The 18,804-nt window shown below is 54.2% G+C and carries 19 protein-coding genes; 13 read left to right on the forward strand and 6 right to left on the reverse strand.

The features are described 5' to 3' along the window. Positions 1-313: 313 nt before the first annotated feature. Both FFI61_RS05865 and FFI61_RS05870 read right to left on the reverse strand, forming a co-directional pair. A complete protein-coding gene (locus FFI61_RS05865; protein WP_200369628.1) occupies positions 314-1,819 on the reverse strand; it encodes an MFS transporter in 1,506 nt (501 codons plus the stop codon). Between the two features lie 39 nt (positions 1,820-1,858). After that, positions 1,859-2,320, reverse strand: a complete 462-nt coding sequence (locus FFI61_RS05870; RefSeq protein ID WP_200202879.1) for a universal stress protein — start codon at positions 2,318-2,320, stop codon at positions 1,859-1,861. Between the two features lie 267 nt (positions 2,321-2,587). Between FFI61_RS05870 and FFI61_RS05875 the strand changes: the two genes are divergently transcribed. Continuing rightward, positions 2,588-3,964, forward strand: coding sequence for an MFS transporter (locus tag FFI61_RS05875; protein ID WP_200369629.1), 1,377 nt, complete (start codon positions 2,588-2,590; stop codon positions 3,962-3,964). Between the two features lie 104 nt (positions 3,965-4,068). Further along, entirely contained in the window at positions 4,069-4,884 is an 816-nt protein-coding gene (locus FFI61_RS05880) for an ion transporter (protein ID WP_200202881.1), read from the forward strand. A 21-nt stretch (positions 4,885-4,905) separates the two neighbouring features. Here FFI61_RS05880 and FFI61_RS05885 read toward each other — a convergent pair whose 3' ends face one another. Next, entirely contained in the window at positions 4,906-5,505 is a 600-nt protein-coding gene (locus FFI61_RS05885; RefSeq protein ID WP_200202882.1) for a class I SAM-dependent methyltransferase, read from the reverse strand. A gap of 72 nt (positions 5,506-5,577) precedes the next feature. Next, complete coding sequence (locus tag FFI61_RS05890; protein WP_200202883.1) at positions 5,578-5,955, reverse strand: SirB2 family protein; 378 nt, start codon at positions 5,953-5,955, stop codon at positions 5,578-5,580. A 126-nt stretch (positions 5,956-6,081) separates the two neighbouring features. Here FFI61_RS05890 and FFI61_RS05895 point away from each other — a divergent pair, with 126 nt between their 5' ends. From FFI61_RS05895 to fabB, 3 genes are all read left to right on the forward strand, one after another. Next, positions 6,082-7,266, forward strand: a complete 1,185-nt coding sequence (locus tag FFI61_RS05895) for an NnrS family protein (RefSeq protein WP_200202884.1) — start codon at positions 6,082-6,084, stop codon at positions 7,264-7,266. A gap of 206 nt (positions 7,267-7,472) precedes the next feature. Further along, on the forward strand, positions 7,473-7,982 hold the full coding sequence (gene fabA, locus FFI61_RS05900) for a bifunctional 3-hydroxydecanoyl-ACP dehydratase/trans-2-decenoyl-ACP isomerase (protein WP_200202885.1): 510 nt from the start codon (positions 7,473-7,475) through the stop codon (positions 7,980-7,982). A gap of 11 nt (positions 7,983-7,993) precedes the next feature. Continuing rightward, positions 7,994-9,211 carry a beta-ketoacyl-ACP synthase I gene (gene fabB / locus FFI61_RS05905; RefSeq protein WP_200202886.1) on the forward strand — a complete coding sequence of 406 codons (1,218 nt, stop codon included), beginning with the start codon at positions 7,994-7,996 and terminating at the stop codon, positions 9,209-9,211. Positions 9,212-9,214: 3 nt separating this feature from the next. On the opposite strand, the gene FFI61_RS05910 is transcribed toward fabB, so the two are convergent. Then, positions 9,215-9,571, reverse strand: a complete 357-nt coding sequence (locus tag FFI61_RS05910; protein ID WP_200202887.1) for a helix-turn-helix transcriptional regulator — start codon at positions 9,569-9,571, stop codon at positions 9,215-9,217. 158 nt (positions 9,572-9,729) lie between these two features. On the opposite strand from FFI61_RS05910, the gene yegQ reads away from it, so the two are divergent. The 8 genes from yegQ to FFI61_RS05950 all read left to right on the forward strand — a co-directional run bounded on the left by yegQ (position 9,730) and on the right by FFI61_RS05950 (position 17,528). Then, positions 9,730-11,049: a tRNA 5-hydroxyuridine modification protein YegQ gene (yegQ, locus tag FFI61_RS05915; protein ID WP_200369630.1), complete on the forward strand. Its 1,320-nt coding sequence runs from the start codon at positions 9,730-9,732 to the stop codon at positions 11,047-11,049. Between the two features lie 244 nt (positions 11,050-11,293). Next, entirely contained in the window at positions 11,294-12,742 is a 1,449-nt protein-coding gene (gene sufB / locus FFI61_RS05920) for a Fe-S cluster assembly protein SufB (RefSeq protein WP_200202889.1), read from the forward strand. Between the two features lie 41 nt (positions 12,743-12,783). After that, positions 12,784-13,557 carry a Fe-S cluster assembly ATPase SufC gene (gene sufC, locus FFI61_RS05925; protein ID WP_200369631.1) on the forward strand — a complete coding sequence of 258 codons (774 nt, stop codon included), beginning with the start codon at positions 12,784-12,786 and terminating at the stop codon, positions 13,555-13,557. A gap of 12 nt (positions 13,558-13,569) precedes the next feature. After that, positions 13,570-14,859: a Fe-S cluster assembly protein SufD gene (gene sufD, locus FFI61_RS05930; protein ID WP_200369632.1), complete on the forward strand. Its 1,290-nt coding sequence runs from the start codon at positions 13,570-13,572 to the stop codon at positions 14,857-14,859. A gap of 5 nt (positions 14,860-14,864) precedes the next feature. Continuing rightward, on the forward strand, positions 14,865-16,118 hold the full coding sequence (locus FFI61_RS05935; RefSeq protein WP_200369633.1) for an aminotransferase class V-fold PLP-dependent enzyme: 1,254 nt from the start codon (positions 14,865-14,867) through the stop codon (positions 16,116-16,118). A 13-nt stretch (positions 16,119-16,131) separates the two neighbouring features. Beyond that, entirely contained in the window at positions 16,132-16,485 is a 354-nt protein-coding gene (locus tag FFI61_RS05940; protein WP_200369634.1) for a HesB/IscA family protein, read from the forward strand. A gap of 38 nt (positions 16,486-16,523) precedes the next feature. After that, a complete protein-coding gene (gene sufT, locus FFI61_RS05945; protein ID WP_200202894.1) occupies positions 16,524-17,066 on the forward strand; it encodes a putative Fe-S cluster assembly protein SufT in 543 nt (180 codons plus the stop codon). Continuing rightward, positions 17,067-17,528 (forward strand): SufE family protein, encoded by a 462-nt coding sequence (locus FFI61_RS05950; RefSeq protein WP_200369635.1) that lies wholly within the window; start codon positions 17,067-17,069, stop codon positions 17,526-17,528. A 23-nt stretch (positions 17,529-17,551) separates the two neighbouring features. Here FFI61_RS05950 and FFI61_RS05955 read toward each other — a convergent pair whose 3' ends face one another. Then, entirely contained in the window at positions 17,552-18,760 is a 1,209-nt protein-coding gene (locus FFI61_RS05955) for a flagellar assembly protein T N-terminal domain-containing protein (protein WP_200202896.1), read from the reverse strand. Positions 18,761-18,804 lie beyond the last annotated feature (44 nt).

Genomic DNA, 18,804 nt, shown 5'->3' on the forward strand with positions numbered 1-18,804 from the left:
CCGGCCCAGCGCCCAAATTACTTTATCCTTATGCACCGTTCGCTAGCTGCGGCACTGGCGGCTTAGTCCAACAGACATTTAAAGGTCATGCTGCGCACGACCATTAAATGCTTAGGTGTTATGAAGCCAGTGCGACGACGTCCACTGGTTTTTAGCCACCTTTCAATGTGTGCATAGGCATCATTTCAAGTTAGCAGAAGGATTTTGAACGTCCACTTGCGGGGGAGCTATCAACCAAAAAAAAGCCCACCGAGATCACTCCCGGCGGGCTTTGGTGCTGATTACAACTTTACTGAGTTACTGCCTCAACAGGTTACGCCTTGCCCATTGCTGCCTGGCGCTGGCGCTCCTCCTCTTCGATCTGAAGATCTACAGAAGACACATCGTACTCTTCAGCAAAGCCAGACTCAGGCTCCTTCAACCACATCAAGCAAAGTACCCAGCTGATAAAGGCGCCACCTGCAATGATGAAGAAGAACTGATTAGGCGTTACGAAGGTGAAGATAGTCAGGTAGACCACAGCCCCTACGTTGCCATATGCACCCGCCATTCCCGATATCTGCCCGGTTAAGCGGCGCTTGATTGACGGGATGATTCCGAAGGTTGCACCCTCTGCACCCTGCACAAAGAATGAAGTGAATACAGTGATACCTACCGCAATGATTAGCGGCCAGCTGGAGTTGAGCAAGCCCATCAGTGCGAAGCCAACGGATATACCCAGCATGTAGCTCAGCATCACGAACCGGCGGTTACCCATGCGGTCTGAAACCATGCCACCCATAGGACGAGCCACCAGGTTTACAAAAGCAAAGGAGGCAGCAACCATACCCGCAGCAGCGGCACTCAGGCTCCAGGTTTCTTCAAAGAACATTGGCAACATGGAAACCACTGCCAGCTCTGCACCAAAGTTGGCAAAGTAGGTACTGTTCAACGCAGCAACGCTGTTAAACGGGTACTTGTCGTCCACAGGCACACCCTTTTTCAGGATAGGTACGTTTACTCGCAGAATCTGTACGATCTGATAAAGCACGATGGCAACAATGACTGAGTAGGCAATGATCGCACCAGTCACACTCAGGTAGCCCATGTTCTGGATGCGCCAAACAAGGATTGCCAGAACACCAATCAAGGGAATGGTCCACAGAATAAGTTTGACCATGTCACCCCAGGTGCTGACTTCCAGCGCAGTCGCTTTACGCGGTTTGCGGTGTACGGTGCCTGCAGGACCATCGGTAACAGCAAACCAGTAGTACACGCCGTAAAGCGCCATCACGATAGCACTCTGGGCAATAGCCCAGCGCCAGCCGTCATCGCCGCCATACATTTGCAGTGCAATAGTAGGTAGAGTCAGTGCTGCAGCAGCAGAACCAAAGTTACCCCAACCAGCGTAGAAACCCTCGGCAAAACCAATGTCCCGGGGTTTGAACCACATGGCGGTCATGTGAATGCCCACCACAAAGCTCGCACCGATGGAGCTGAGCACCAAACGGCTGACCAGCAACTGGGTCATGGTGTCGCCAAAGGCGAAGGTGAGTGCCGGAATCGACATCAGAATCATCAGTATGGAAAACACCCGGCGCGGGCCGAAGCGATCAAGGGCCATGCCCACGAGAATACGAGCAGGAATCGTCAGCGCCACGTTACAAATGGCGAATAGGCGAAGGTCGTCCGGGGTCAGCCAATCGACACTTTTGAGCATGCTGGACGCCAGTGGCGCCATGTTGAACCACACATAAAATGTGATAAAAAATGCTATCCAGGTCAGGTGTAATGCCTTAATCTCTGGATTTTTGAAGCGGAATACGTCTGCAACTCTCATTTCAGCCTCCGGGGGCTTCCAGTTCAGTGCCAGTGGCTTTTAGCGGCTGGGCAGGATAAGTAGCGGGCATTGCACCCGGCGAGCCAGAAACGAGCTGACTTTACCGAATGTCATGTAATCCAACTCATCCACAAAGTAAGTTAGCGAGCGGGCGATCAAGCCGCCGTCAACCTCATCACTGTGGCGAGCGATGATGAGCATGTCGGGCTTAACCTTGCTGTCAGCGGCATATAGCAGCATTTTTCGAGCGTCGCCCTCCAGAAGCAGCGTTTCAGAAGAAACTCCCTCCTTCTCACAAACCCCCTGCGCTTCAAGCAGATGGTTTTTGAGTTCCTCTAACTCCTCCTGAAACATGTCTTCATTGCTGGCCGTGATGTCTCTGGGGTTTTCCGCCACAGCCACCAGGATGATCTGAGGCTTCAGTTCGCGAAACATCGTAATCGTCTGAACCAGCGCCAGCTTCGCGTTCCTGGAGCCGTCGTAGGCAATCATGATTTTCATAGCAGTCTCCGAAGGCAAAAGTGCCACACAGGCACAGCGCCAATTGATATTACTCAGTATTAGCCCACACTCAGTAGTGGCGCATATTTGATTTAAGTCAAATACAGCGCCAGATACCCCACCAGAGCAATCGAAGCTCTACCCCCTGACAGCAAATCCCTGTCGGCACCTACCACCAGCCCACCCTGCTGGAGGTACCCCCAATGCCCCCACACGGAAAAAGCCGCTTTTGATATTGTTATAGAGGCTCTGAACAATGGCCCGTATATGCAAACAGACAAGGCCGCAGTAATGATCTCGCCAACCAAACCACAGCAGTACCGCGCACTTGGCCTTTCCACGCTGGCCTTCACTTTGTGTTTCGCCGTATGGACCATTTTCTCCATCATTGGCATCCGCATTGCGGAAGATCTTGGGCTATCTGACACCCAGCTTGGCCTTCTTATGGCCACCCCTATTCTGACTGGCTCAATCAGCCGGCTGTTTCTTGGTATCTGGACGGACCGGTACGGCGGGCGCTGGGTATTCGGCATCCTCATGCTGACCACGGCGGCCTGTGTTTACCTGCTCACCTTCGCCACCACTTACCTGATGTTGCTGATTGGTGCTCTGGGTGTGGGCCTTGCCGGTGGCGCGTTTATTGTGGGCGTAGCCTATACAGCAGCCTGGTTTACCCCCTCCCGACAGGGCACAGCGTTGGGCATCTTTGGTGCAGGCAACGTCGGCTCTGCTGTAACCAACTTTGGTGCACCCTTTTTGCTGGTGGCTTTTGGCTGGGAGACCACCGCCCAGATCTATGCCTCTGTGCTGGCGGTTATGGGCATTGCCTTCATCATTCTGGCAAAAGAAGACCCTGTTTCTGCAGGCCGAAAAAAAGACGATCAACAACGTTCGTTTATGGAGCAGATGGAGCCGCTGCGGGATCTTCGGGTCTGGCGCTTTGCGCTTTACTACTTCTTCGTATTTGGCGCCTTTGTGGCCCTGGCACTCTGGCTGCCCCACTACCTGATTGGCGTTTACGGCCTGGACATAACAACCGCAGGCATGATCGCGGCCCTCTATACCATTCCCGCCTCCCTGTTCCGTATTCTTGGGGGCTGGATGTCTGACCGCTTCGGCGCTCGACGCGTGATGTACTGGACATTTATTGCGTCGGTCATCTGCACTTTCCTGTTGAGTTACCCCCCTACTGATTATGTGGTACACGGCATCGACGGCGACGTGCGCTTTACACTGGAAATGAGCTTGCCGGTGTTTATTATTCTGATTTTCACCCTGGGCTTTTTCATGTCTCTGGGCAAGGCAGCGGTCTACAAGCACATACCGGTTTACTACCCCATGCATGTGGGCGCTGTTGGTGGCGTGGTGGGGATGATCGGCGGACTGGGTGGATTCATTCTGCCGCTCACTTTCGGAGTTTTGAACGACGTTACCGGCATCTGGCAGAGCTGCTTTATGCTGATGTTCATAATTGCCGCCGCTGCTCTCGCCTGGATGCATTACGCCATTCGTTCAGCCGAACGCGTTGAGTGGGCCGCAAACAAGGAGCAAACCGACTTGCCGGAACTGGCATCACCTCAGCTCTTCTACCCCTTGAACCGCAAACACAGCCAGAAAGGCGGCACAGGATCAGCCCCGCAATAAAAGGTTCGGTGCGAGTTTCTTGAAATCTCTGTAACAGTACTGTTCCAGCGCTGGCAGTGCCTTTAGAATTCGCACTCCCGATTTCACCTGGAGCAGTAACCCCCATGTCCCTGGATCTTTCTCCCTCGGCCAGCTTCAACCAGTTGCGCCGTATTGAATCCAGCACGCTTTTTCAGGGCGTAGTGATCGCCATCATCATCCTGTCTGCCCTGACCATAGGCGCGAAAACCTATGACTTACCACCACTGGTGGAGCAGTCACTGGGCGTTATGGATACAGCTATCACCCTGTTTTTCCTGATCGAGATTCTTTTCCGCTTTGCCGCCAGCCCGGTCAAACGCCGCTTCTTCATGGACGGCTGGAACGTCTTCGACACACTGGTGGTGATTGGCAGCCTGATTCCTCTGGATAACTCGGAGGCGGTCTTGCTTGGAAGATTGTTGAGGGTTTTCCGGGTATTGCGTCTGGTCTCTGTGGTGCCGGAGCTGCGTTTTCTGATCAACTCCCTGCTCAAAGCCATCCCACGCATGGGTTACATTGCACTGTTGATGTTTATTATTTTTTACATCTATGCCGCCATGGGTTCGATGTTCTTTGCCAAAGTGGATGAGGATCTCTGGGGTGATGTCGCAATTTCCATGCTCACGCTGTTCCGCGTGGCCACGTTTGAGGACTGGACAGACGTGATGTACGCAACCATGGAGCAATACCCCCTAAGCTGGATTTACTATCTGACGTTCATTTTCCTCACGGCCTTCGTGTTCCTGAACATGATGATTGGAGCGATTCTGGAAGTGATGAGCGAAGAGCAGAACGCCAAACAGGCCCAGCAAGCCCACGACGAGCGGGATGAGATTGTTCAGCAGCTCCACTCGGTTCAGCGCAAGCTGGACGAGCTGTCAAAAAAGCTGGAGAGATAGAGAGGCGGCAAGCCGCCCGATCTATGCCTTGCGAGCCACAAACTGAACCACAGCCCCTTCACCATCATGAAGTGGGCCTTCACGAATATCACGGACGAGTTCGCGGGAAAGAAGTATTTCCTCGGGCTCAAAAAACTGTTCCAGCTCCTGCTTGCTGAACATCATGGCTTTATTGCCCGGCCCGCCAGTGCCTCGCCCAATTTGATCTTCTGTATAGCCTTCCAGAATCAAATGGCCACCGCTTCGCAACGCGTCTTTTGCGATTTGAAGCGAACGCTTGCGAATATCGGTTGGAGTGTGGGCAAAAATCATGACAACCGCCGAGCAGGTGTTTGATTCCGGGGTATAGGTTGCCAAATCGGCATGCACGGTTTCCAGCTCCACGCCACGAGTGGCAGCAAGCCGGGCAGATTTCTGCAGCCCGACTTCAGACAAATCGACCGTGGTTACAGTATGCCCTCGCTCTGCCAGATATACGGCATTTCGGCCCTCTCCCTCTGCCAGGCACAACACTTTGCCTTTGCTTTTATCCAGCTCGAATGCGTTCCACTGCTCCACAAGAAAGGAGTTTGGCTCTTCTCCGTATACAAAGTGTTCGCTACTGAATCGCTCGTCCCACATTGCTTGCTCCATATAACTGTCAGGATACTGGCCCACGGGGTTTGGGCTCGGGTATTGCGTACCTTGAATGAATCAAAATAAGACGGGTTTGGCCATGGCAAGGTGGAAAATAGCGGATACCTGCACCAGGGCCAATACTGCGGCCACAACGCGAATCGGGCGCGAGACGGTCACTTTCAAAGCGAATAGTCCGGCAGCGATGTAGCCCAGCAACAATGCGATTTTTGCCAGAAGCCAGCCTTGCTCCAGCGGGTTCCAACCACCCACAAACAGCAGGCTGATCGCCGCAACCAGCAGTACTGTGTCGTTAGCGTGGGGAATCCAGCGCAGTGGAGTCATACGCCAGCCGGGGCGCCCCACAGCGTCCATCAACAGCCTCAGTGAAAACAAGACAACCGTGAGGTAGGCTGTGGTCATATGGAGGTGCTTCAAAATCATGTATGAGTTCATAAACCATTCCATTGTGAATCAAAACGATAGCGGCATTGTACGCAAAGATACCCCTAACCGGGTATGTTAATTCTGCTCACAGCCGCTTAACATATAACTAACATATATGTATTGACAGGAACCAACATGCAAGCGACTTCAACACCCCAAAAAGCTGGGCCCGCCAGCTTCAACCAGCTTTTCGGCTACCCGTTCCGAATCTTCTTCCTGTCCATGACGGTATTGGCGATTGTCGCCATTCCTCTCTGGGTACTGCAGGTAACAGGCGCCGTCAGCATGCCGCTGGCCATGCCGGGATTGTTCTGGCATCAGCATGAGATGCTGTTTGGCTTTCTGACGGCTGCTATTGCCGGCTTTTTACTGACAGCTGTCTGCGTCTGGACTCAGACCGAACGCACCCACGGGTTCCGACTGATGCTGCTTTGGGGCGTATGGCTGGCCGGGCGCCTGCTGCTCGCATTTGGCGCAGATCTGCCAGAATGGCTAGTGCAAGGGGTAAACCTGGCGTTTCTACCGCTGGTGATGCTGGATGCCGGGTGGCGGGTTTGGCAGGCCAAGCAAAAACGCCAACTTATGCTTCTGGTGGTTCTCGGCTTACTGTGGCTGATGCAAATTGGCTTTGTTACCCGCCTGGATATGACTTACAGCCACGGAGCACTGATTGCGGCTATGGCGCTTATCAGCATTGTGGGTGGGCGAATAACGCCGGCGTTCACTACTGGCTGGTTGCGCCAGCGAGGGCTGAATGCAGACGCGGTAAAAAACATCCCGGCGCTCGATATGGCTTCGCTGTTTTCCATGATTCTGCTCATGGCGTCGCTGGTAACCGGCTGGCAAGCCATCACAGGCATTCTGGCGATCATTGCTGGCTCTCTTGTGTTGGTGCGACTGGCTAACTGGAAAGGCTGGCTCGTTCGCAAAGAGCCTCTGTTGTGGGTTCTTCACCTCTCTATTCTCTGGGTCCCGGTGTCACTCTACCTGCTGGCCGGCACCATTTTCTCCGGCTGGCCATCTAACGCCTGGAGTCATGCAGCAGGAACTGGCGCTATTGGCTGCCTGATTCTGGGTGTAATCGCGAGGGTGACTCTCGGCCACACTGGCCGCCCCCTGGTGCTACCCAAAGGCATGGTTGTGGCATTTATTGCACTGCAACTCGCGGCAGTGGTTCGTGTTCTCACGGCTTTCGATATCATTCCCTGGCATCCCGGTATTGGCAGTAGCAGCCTGCTTTGGGTTTTCGCCTTCGGCATGTTCCTGGTGCGCTACACGAAAATACTTGCAAGCCCCAGACCGGATGGCCGTGCAGGCTGACGCCCTGGCCAGGTTTCCTGAAGTTTTAGATGCATGAGCAGGCTCGCAGCAGCCTGCTTTTTTTATTTTTTTGACCGCCCCCGGAGAGCAGCTCGGGCTTGCAACTGCAACCCTTAAACGTTAATCATCCACTAATGGTCAATAGCGACTCTCGAAATAACAGCTAAAGTAACAATAAATCATTCTGTAACAGAGACGATGGCACTATGAACCCGGATCATTTTGACAAGGAAGACCTGATTAAGTGTGGTCATGGCAAACTTTTCCCGGGCGCCACGCGGCTGCCCATTGATGAGATGCTAATGGTTGACCGCGTCACCCACATAGGCACAGATGACGGTATCTACGGCAAAGGCAGCTTGGTGGCAGAGCTGGATATCAATCCCGACCTCTGGTTCTTCAAAGTGCACTTTGTGGATGACCCGGTTATGCCTGGCTGCCTGGGCCTGGATGCCTTGTGGCAACTGGTTGGGTTCTACCTGGCGTGGAGCGGCAGCGAAGGCAAGGGCCGCGCGCTGGGCGCAGGAGAGGTCAAGTTCACCGGCCAGGTTCTCCCGACCAATAAAAAGGTAACCTACTACCTCGACCTCAAACGTGTAATCCGGCGCAAGCTGACAATGGCTATTGCCGACGGACGTATGGAAGTGGATGGCAAAGAAATATACACAGCCAAAGACCTGCGGGTTGGCGTGTTCACTTCCACCGATGATTTCTAGGAGTTAACAAGATGCGGCGTGTTGTTATCACCGGCATGGGGATTGTCTCCAGCCTTGGCACCAATCAAAAAGAAGTCACTCGCTCCCTGAAGGAGTCCATTCCCGGGATCGCCTTCAGTGAAGAAGCCCGTGACAACGGTTTGCGCAGCCACGTTTGCGGGCAAATCAACCTGGATTTGCCTGAGCTGATTGATCGCAAGCTTTTGCGCTTCATGTGCCCGGCTGCTGCATACACTTATCTCGCAGCCTGCGAAGCGATTGAGCAAGCTGGATTGACCGAAGAGCACCTCACAGCTAACAGCACTGGCGCTGTGTTCGGTACCGGCGGCGCGTCAACGGTTGAGCTTCTCGATGCAATCGACACTCACCGCGCCAAAGGTATTCGCCGCGTTGGGCCATATCGCGTGCCCCGTACCATGGGCAGCTCAATCAACGCGACCATTGCAACGGCATTTGGCATCACCGGCATCAACTACGGCATTACCTCTGCCTGTGCCACCAGCGCACACGCCATTGGCCACGCCGCTGACCAGATTGCCCTGGGGCGCCAGGATGTGATGCTTGCAGGCGGCGGCGAAGATATCCACTGGACTCTGAGCCTGATGTTTGACGCCATGGGTGCGCTTTCAACCAAGTACAACGACACGCCTGAAAAAGCATCCCGCACTTATGATGCAGACCGGGATGGTTTTGTAATCTCTGGCGGCGGCGGCACTCTGGTACTTGAAGCCCTGGAGCATGCAGAAGCTCGCGGCGCGAACATTATTGCCGAACTGGTTGGCTTTGGAGCTACATCAGACGGCGCCGACATGGTAGCTCCAAGCGGTGAAGGCGCTATTCGCTGCATGCACCAGGCTATGAAAAACCTGGATGGTGAGATCAGCTATATCAATACTCACGGCACAAGCACACCCGCTGGTGATGTAACTGAACTTAAGGCCCTGAAAGCAACCTTTGGCGACAAAATCCCGCCACTGAGTTCTACCAAGCCTCTTTGCGGCCACGCTCTTGGCGCAGCCGGTGTTCATGAAGCGATCTACAGCCTGATCATGCAGCGGGATGGCTTTATTGCGCCCTCAGCGAACATCGAGAACCTCGATGAAGGTGCCGAAGGCTACCCAATCGTGCGTGAGCGGCTCGACAACCAGAACCTGGATCTCGTCATGAGTAACAGCTTTGGTTTTGGTGGCACCAACGCAACACTGGTATTCAAAAAGTTCCAAGCCTAAGCGTCAGGACAGCCTGACAGAGCGATACTCAGCCGGGGAAGTGCCCATCCAGCGTTTGAATGCCCGGCTGAACGCGCTTAACTCTGAAAACCCAAGCTGCTCGGCAATTTCCACCAGCGGCTTGGTTTTATCCTGCATGTAAGTTAGCGCCTGCTTACGGCGCACATCCTCAAGTATGCGGGCAAAGGTCAAACCTTCACGCTTCAATTTCTTGTGAAGCGTATATCGGCTCATGTGCAACTGAGATGCCACCACCTCAACGCCCACCTTGCCCCGGGCAAGCTGAATACTGATCAGCGAACTCACTCTATTACCTAATGAAACCCGCGCCACGTCTTGGCTCAGGGGGCCTGACGCCATCTTTTTACCCTCCAGATTCATAACTATCCAATTGCTTACTCCAAGTTACAGCGTACACATGTTAGCTGAAAACAATCAATAAGACGTTTGAGCAGGATCAAGGGAATACACGTTAGCCTGCGGCAAAATAGCCCACCACTGATCTACCCGGAGCCCACATGAACATCCCGGAACTGCTGGCACCCGCCGGCACCCCTGAACATCTGGAGACCGCATTCGCCTATGGCGCTGATGCAGTTTACGCCGGCCAGCCGCGCTACTCCCTGCGGGTACGCAACAACAGCTTTAAAGACACCGCAGCATTGGGTTCCGGTATCCAGCGCGCCCATGAACTGGGCAAACAATTCTACCTGGTGTCGAACATTGCACCCCACAACGACAAGGTACGCTCTTACCTGCGGGATCTGGAACCGGTGCTGGAATACAAGCCAGACGCATTGATCATGTCAGACCCGGGCCTGATTATGCTGGTTCGGGAAAAGTGGCCAGATCAGCCCATCCATCTTTCGGTGCAGGCCAATGCCGTAAACTGGGCAACAGTGGAGTTTTGGCGACGGCAAGGCATCAGCCGGGTGATTCTTTCCCGGGAGCTGGCTCTGGGTGAAATCCGCGACATTCGCGAACGGGTTCCGCAAATGGAACTGGAAGTATTCGTTCACGGCGCTCTGTGTATGGCCTACTCCGGTCGCTGCCTGCTTTCCGGCTATATGAACCACAGGGATGCCAACCAGGGTGCCTGTACCAACGCCTGCCGCTGGAACTACAAGGAAGTTGCCCACACCCAGGACCAAACCGGCGACCTGATTGCCACATCCGCAGCAAGTGATGTTCAAAGTTTTGAGCCGAAAAAAATTCTGCTGGAAGAGCCCAACCGGCCCGGCAGCTTTATCCCTGCCTATGAGGATGAGCACGGCACCTACATCATGAACTCCCGGGATCTGCGTGCCGTGCAGCACGTGGCGGAACTGGCTGCCATGGGTGTTCACTCCCTGAAAATCGAGGGCCGCACTAAAAGCACCTATTACGTTGCCCGCACTACTCAGGTCTACCGCAATGCCATTGATCAGGCGGCACAGGGTAAACCTTTTGACATGACCCTGATGAATGAGTTGGAGGCACTATCCAACCGAGGCTACACAGAAGGCTTTTTGCGCCGGCACATGCCACAGGAATACCAGACCTACGAACGTGGCTCGTCCTATCTGGGCACTCAGCAAGTTGTGGGCACCATCACCGATGATGACGGGCAATGGCTCACCATCAATGTGAAAAACAAATTCGCCCCCGGCGACCAGATGGAACTGATCACTCCCTCTGGCAACCTGCAGTTCTCAATTCCAGCCATGGAAAACCGCAATGGCGTGCGTATGGATTGCGCTCCAGGTAGTGGACATATCGTTCGCATCCCCCGCCCAACCGGCACTCCGGAAGCTTTGGAATACAGCTACCTCACCCGTATCTTGCCGCCTGAAAGCTAACGCCACCCTGCGTTTCCAGCTCCGTATATACGCTTATCAAACCCGTGCTACACCCGCCAGACTTAGCGTCTGGCGGGTGTATTACGATATACTTGATCATCCTTACATTTAATACCTGACTAATTTAGTCTGGTATTGTACAATTACGATCCACAAGCTACAGATCAGGCCCCGCAACCCAGTCTTGGTTGCCGGCAAATCAAAGGGCCTCAGAGCCCGCGAGAGAGAATACGGAGCGACGATCATGACGACCGCCAACAAAGAGGTGAACGAACTGATCAAACGGGAATACGAACACGGTTTCGTAACAGACATCGAAGTAGATACCTTCGAGCCCGGTTTGAATGAAGACGTGATCACCCGCCTTTCTGAAATCAAGAAAGAGCCTCAGTTCATGCTGGAGTGGCGCCTCAAGGCCTATCGTCGCTGGCTTGAGATGGAAGAACCCGATTGGGCTCACCTGGGCTATGAAAGAATCGATTACAACGATATTTCCTACTACTCAGCCCCGAAACGCAAAGAAGACATGCCTCAGAGTCTTGATGAGGTAGATCCCGAACTGCTGAGAACCTATGAGCGGCTTGGCATCCCACTGCACGAGCACGCAAAGCTCGCTGGCGTAGCCGTTGATGCAGTATTTGATTCTGTTTCGGTGGCCACCACGTTCAAAGAGCCACTGGCAAAAGCAGGCGTTATCTTCTGCTCTATTTCAGAAGCCGTGCGCGATTACCCCGAACTGGTGCAAAAATACCTCGGTACTGTTGTTCCCCATACTGACAACTTCTTTGCCGGCCTTAACGCCGCAGTCTTCTCAGACGGAACCTTTGTATATGTGCCCAAGGGTGTTCGCTGCCCCATGGAACTGTCCACATACTTCCGCATCAACGCGGCAAACACCGGCCAGTTCGAGCGCACACTGATTATTGCCGACGAAGGCAGTTACGTGAGCTATCTGGAAGGCTGTACCGCCCCGATGCGCGACGAGAACCAACTGCACGCAGCGGTGGTTGAACTGATCGCTCTGGACGATGCCGAAATCAAGTACTCCACCGTACAAAACTGGTACCCGGGCGATGAGAACGGCAAAGGCGGCATCTACAACTTTGTGACCAAGCGCGCGGCCTGTATCGGCAAGAACTCCAAAGTTTCCTGGACCCAGGTAGAAACCGGCTCGGCCATTACCTGGAAGTACCCCAGCTGTATCCTGCGTGGTGAAGGCAGCGTTGGTGAATTCTATTCTGTAGCGCTTACCCACAACTACCAGCAGGCCGACACTGGCACCAAGATGATTCACCTGGGCAAGAACACCACCAGCACCATCATCTCCAAGGGTATTTCGGCCGGTAAAAGCTCCAACGTTTATCGCGGCCTGGTCAAATTTGGTCCCCGTGCCGAAGGCGCTCGTAACTTTACCGAGTGCGACTCGCTGTTAATCGGAGACCAGTGCGGTGCACACACCTTCCCTTACATTGAGAGCCTGAACAAGTCCGCCATCGTTGAGCACGAGGCCACCACCTCGAAAGTGAGCGACGAGCAGATGTTCCTTTGCCGCCAGCGCGGAATTGATATGGAGCGGGCCGTTTCCATGATCGTTAACGGTTTCTGTAAGGACGTGTTCAAGGAACTTCCTATGGAGTTTGCGGTTGAAGCCGGCAAGCTTCTTGAAGTTAGCCTTGAAGGTTCTGTTGGTTAAATTACACACACAGATTTTCAGATTAAAGAGAGAAGCCACAAATGCTGAGCATCAAAAACCTGCACGCCTCCGTTGAGGGCAAAGAAATCCTCAAGGGCATCAACCTGGAGATCAAAGCCGGGGAAGTACATGCCATCATGGGCCCGAACGGTTCGGGCAAAAGCACGCTGGCCCAGGTGCTTGCAGGCAACGACGCATTTGAAGTCACGTCTGGCAGCGTCACCATGCATGGTGAGGACCTGCTTGAGAAAGCGACTGAAGAGCGGGCGCGGGATGGTGTGTTCCTGGCGTTTCAGTACCCGGTAGAGATTCCGGGCGTCAGTAACCTGCAATTCATGCGTACATCGGTGAATGCCATGCGTCACCACAGGGGCGAGTCAGAAATGAACGCCGCTGAGTTTATGAAGATGGCTCGGGAAATTTCAAAGCAGGTAGATCTTGACCCTGCATTTCTCAAGCGCGGCGTGAACGAAGGCTTCTCCGGTGGCGAGAAGAAGCGTAACGAAATCATGCAGGCTCTGATGCTGCAGCCAAAGCTGGCCATTCTGGACGAAACTGACTCTGGCCTCGACATCGACGCACTCAAGGTTGTTTCTGACGGTGTTAATGCTCTACGTGCCGAAGACCGTGCCATTTTGATGGTAACTCACTATCAGCGCCTGCTTGACCATATTGTTCCTGATTTTGTTCACGTTCTGGCCGAAGGCAAGATTGTGAAGTCTGGCGGCCGTGAATTAGCCCTGGAACTGGAAGAGCGCGGTTACGCATGGCTTGGCATCAAGGATGACGAAACTGCAGCCAGTTCAGCCAACTAAGGAGATCGCGGAATGAAACCAGCACCAAGTCTTCTTTCCAGCGCGTTCCTGCAGCCGGCTGGCCAGGCGTTACCAGCCCCCCTGCTTGCCCTGCGCAAACAGCGTGGTGCCGCCTTGGTAGATATGCCCATGCCAACGCGGAAAACCGAGAACTGGAAATACTCCAGCAAGTACCTGAAGCTGACCGACGAGATGGCCGCTTCTTTGCCAACTACTGGTAAAACAGGCAGCGCCCTTGCTGTGCCCGGCTACAAAGTCGTCTTTATTAATGGCGTTGTGATTCCGGAAGCCAGTGAGTATCCGGATCTGGATAACATCCTTATCCAGCGTTTTGGTGATCTTTCTGAGGCCGAAGCCAATGAGCTGGCTGAGCGCCTGGACAGCACTCTCGACGCCAAGGCCGTGCAATTTGCAGGGCTGAACACTGCGCGTTTTGAAGATGGCCTTCTCATTCGCCTGAAGCCAGACGCGGTTCTTGACCAGCCTCTGTTCATCATCCATGAAGTGACAGCCGACGCCAGCGGATCTGCCTTCCCACGAATTTTTGTAGAAGCAGGCCGAAACAGCCAGATCACTCTGGTTGAAGAGTTTATTTCCAGTGGACAGGAAGCGGTGTTCGTGAACTCCGTTACCGAGTTCACTCTTGCAGAGGGCACAAATGTTACCAACATCCGCCTGAGCATGGACGGCGAGAAGGTACAGCACATCGGCGCCACTGGCGTAACCCAGCAGCGTAGCTCCCGCTTCGAGAGCCACTGCGTAGGCTTCGGCGGCCCCCTGCGGCGCCACGACCTGAGGGTGCGACTGGAAGGCAAAGGCGCAGAGTGCAAGCTCAACGGCGTTGTTGTAACCCAGGGCACACAGCATTACGACAACCACACCACCATTGAGCACGTAGCGCCTAATTGCGACAGTGAAGAAACCTATCGCAACATCGCAGCGGATAAATCCCACGCTGTGTTCAACGGCAGAATCCATATTCATCCGGACGCCCAGAAGTCCAACGCCAATATGAGCAACAAGAACCTGCTGCTCTCCACTGGCGCTGAGATCGATACCAAGCCAGAGCTTGAGATCTACGCTGATGACGTAAAATGTGCCCACGGGGCGACAATCGGCCAACTGGACAAGGAATCGTTGTTTTATCTGGTATCGCGTGGCATCGGCCTCCGTGAAGCCAATGTTCTGCTGACCATGGCGTTCATCAACGAATTGGTTGCCCAGATTCCAGTGGATGCCGTGAAAGATACGGTACAAATCCGCCTGAACCAGTTTTTTGATCAAACCTTCCAGGAGGTCTGACCGGTATGAATGACCTGTCCATGGCAAGCACAGCAACCCAAAAGGCGTTTGATGTACAAGCCATACGCCGGGACTTTCCCATCCTGTCCCAACAGGTAAATGGAAAACCGCTGGTATACCTGGATAACGGCGCGTCGGCACAAAAGCCGCGCTCCGTTCTGGATGCCATGGACCGTTATTACCGGGAAATGCACTCCAACGTACACCGGGGTGCCCACACCCTTGGCGACCGCGCCACTGCCGCATTTGAAGGTGCCCGGGAAACCGTTCGCAGCTTTTTGAATGCTGGCAGTACCCGGGAAATCATCTGGACAAAAGGCACAACAGAAGCCATCAATCTGGTAGCGAATGGCCTGGCCCCCAAACTCAAAGCCGGCGACGAAATTCTGGTGAGCCACATGGAGCACCACGCCAACATTGTGCCCTGGCAGATGATTGCCGAGCGCACTGGCGCAAAAGTGGTGCCGATTCAGGTTACGCCTGCGGGCGAACTGGATCTTGAATCCTTTGATCGTTTGCTGAGCGACCGCACCCGTGTACTGGCCATCACCCACGTTTCCAACGTTCTGGGCACAATCAATCCGGTAAACGAATTGGTGGGCAAGGCGAAGGCGCGCGGTGTGATCACCCTGCTAGATGGCGCCCAGGCTGTCCCCCACTTCCAGCCGGATGTGCAGGCGCTGGACTGTGATTTTTACGTTTTTTCATCTCACAAGCTGTTTGGCCCGACAGGTATTGGCGTGCTTTATGGCAAAGCCGCACTACTGGAAGACATGCCTCCCTACCAGGGCGGCGGCGAGATGATTGAGCGGGTATCGTTTGAACGCACCACATGGAACGTTCTGCCTTACAAATTTGAGGCAGGTACGCCGGCAATCGCCGAGGCGGTGGGTCTGGGCGCGGCAATAGACTACCTTAACGGGCTGGACCGGCCGGCAATGGAAGCGGCGGAGAATGCCTTGATGGTACGTGCCAACCAATTGGTTGAGACCGTTCCCGGCATGAGCATTATCGGCACGGCAAAGCAGAAAGTTCCCGTGATGTCCTTTAAAATCGAAGGCTTGCACCCCAGTGATGTAGGTACATTACTGGACCAGCAAGGCATCGCCATTCGTACTGGGCACCACTGTGCCATGCCACTGATGGATTTCTACGGAGTTCCCGGTACAGCCCGGGCTTCCTTTGCGTTCTACAATACACTGGACGAGGTGGAACAACTGTTTACCGCCTTACAAAAAATCCAGCGCCTGTTTGCCTGATGGAGGAGACACCATGACAGCTGAAGTCTTCACGCCGACCGTAGGCCTCACCATGACGCCAAGTGCCGTCAAGCACGTGCGCAAGCAACTCGACAAAGCGTCGAGCGCCAAAGGTATCCGATTGGCGATCAGAAAAAGCGGATGCTCAGGCTTCAAGTACGAAACCCAGTGGGTGGACGAAGCTTCATCCGACGACAGAATATTCCACATTGACGGGGTTGATGTGTTTGTGAAAGAGGAACACCTTGCCATGGTGAATGGCATCGAGATCGACTTTGTGACCGAAGGCGTCAACTCCATGTTCCAGTTCCGCAATCCAAATGCCACCGCCGAATGCGGGTGTGGCGAGAGCTTTACCATAAGCTGATTCGTCCACTCTCCGCGCCAAACGAGGTATAACCAGGAATGCAAGAAAGAGAAGTTGTCCTGACCAAGCGCGAGGTGGAAGCCCGCCTTGTTCCTGTTGGCACCCAAATCATGATTCCGGCAGATAGTTTTGTAACCATCACGCAGTCTCTGGGCGGCACCTTCACGGTTGCAGTTAATGGCAACCTTGCCCGCATCGAAGGTCACAACGCAGATGCCTTGGGCAAAAAGCCACTGGAAAGCAGCTTTGATACTCCGGAAGACGGAACTATCAACGAAAACCAGGTGTGGGAAGCCATGCGCAACTGCTACGACCCGGAAATTCCGGTAAACGTAGTGGACCTGGGCCTGATTTACGAGTGCCGCATTGAAAACGGTACGCCAGAGGGCAATCACGTCTTCATCCTGATGACCCTCACAGCCGCTGGTTGTGGCATGGGGCCGGTTATTACTGAAGATGTGAAGACCAAGGTGGAGCACGTGCCCAACGTGGACAAGGTAACCGTAGAGCTTACCTTTGATCCCCCCTGGAACAACGATATGCTTACCGACGAAGCCAAACTCGAACTGGGAATGTTGTAAATGCCTGCGACAGAACAGGATTTTCTGAACAATCCGCTCGGAAAAAACCCGACTCTGGAAGACGTACTCGACGGCTTTGAGTTTCTGGACGACTGGGAAGAGCGCTACGCGTTTATTATTGATCTGGGCAAGCAGCTACCGGCTTTTCCGGACGATGCCCGGATTGAAGAGAACTACGTCCACGGCTGTCAGAGCCAGGTATGGGTGATTTCCCACTTCCACGAAGCCAGCGGCAAACTTTATTTGCTGATCGATTCTGACGCAATGATCGTCCGCGGCCTTGCCGCCATGATTCTGATTGCGCTGAACGGGAAAACCCCAAGAGACCTGTTGGCTACCGATATCGACGAGCTGTTTGAACAACTCGACCTGTTCCGCCATATCTCTCCGACCCGCGGCAACGGCCTGCGCTCCATGATCGGAAAGATTCGCGACATAGCGGCAGCCCACGCGGCTGAGTGACCCGCTCACCGGTTTAGCGTGAGCTACCAGATTATGGCAATGTCGTCTCGCTGAATGTTTACCTGCCCACCCAGGCTGGGCATATTGCCATTGCTGAAGTCCGGATGAACATTATTCAGGGTGACTGTCACCTGGCTGTCGCTCAATTCAGGCGTCCCTCCCAGGGAATCAAAATACCGGGCACTGCGATACAAATGCAGCTCATCACCCGGCCTCAGGCCAGCGGTTGCACCTGAAGCCAGTGTTACCTGCTGACCATCTACCCGGGTAATGCGGGCCATAAACGGCTGGCATGCCAATGCTTCGGTGACTGCCTGAGTCATGTCACCCAGAACACCAGCAACCGCCTTTCCATATTGGGTTTTTCGAAATCCTTCTGAGCCAAACCCTGTAGAACTGCCCACGCTCCCATTCCAGTCCGCGGCCGCCTCAAAACGTTGCTGATAGACAGGCGAACCGCTAAAGCCATCGAGAACCACCAGATCCACTGCAAACCGCCGGCGCTTATCGACGGCACCAATACCTCTTTGCATCTTGTCCAGAACCGATGTGCCCCACGCCGTAGGGTCTGCAACGCCAAGATCCCGGATAACGCCCGTGACAACAAACTGAGCACCCATTTCACGGGCTACCTGAATCACATTGGTTAGGCGATTACTACCCTGCTGCAACGTTGGCGCGTTCAACAGATCGGGGAACAGACGGGAGGTAGAGGCGGAAAGCACCTGCAAATTTCCAGCTTCCCGCAAACCTTGCTGCAACAACTGCGGCAGAACTTCACCAGCATCATCAATGCGCCCTACACGGGCCTGCTCAGGGTATAGAAGCGGAAACCCGGTTACTGCCACCCGCTTCCTCAAACGCCCGGAGTCTCCGCCGTCACAACTGGCATCACCGGCAGAAATATCCCCCCGTACGGTCACACGCATAAGATTGCCAATGCGGTGCTCATCAATCACTTTAACATTCCGCGCCCTCGCACTGGAGGCCAGGCGCATTCTGGACTCGGTAAGAACACCGTTTTCCATGGTATCTCTGGTACTAACCTGCGCCTCATACTGAAGAGCGAGATCACGCATGGCCGCATTACGGGCCTCTGCACGGGCAGTCGCGAGGTCCTCGTTATGGATGCTGGCGTGGCCCACACCTTCCAGAACAACCGCCTGAGCGCTGGCAATAAGCATCAGCGGCGTCAACGCACACCAAAGCGCCAAGCGAAAAAACTGCTTCATAAACCCGCGCATCTTTTCATTCCCGCATTTCCAAATGTGCCACG

Origin of the sequence: Marinobacter sp. DY40_1A1, from assembly GCF_016597815.1 — a bacterium.
Classification (GTDB): domain Bacteria; phylum Pseudomonadota; class Gammaproteobacteria; order Pseudomonadales; family Oleiphilaceae; genus Marinobacter; species Marinobacter xiaoshiensis.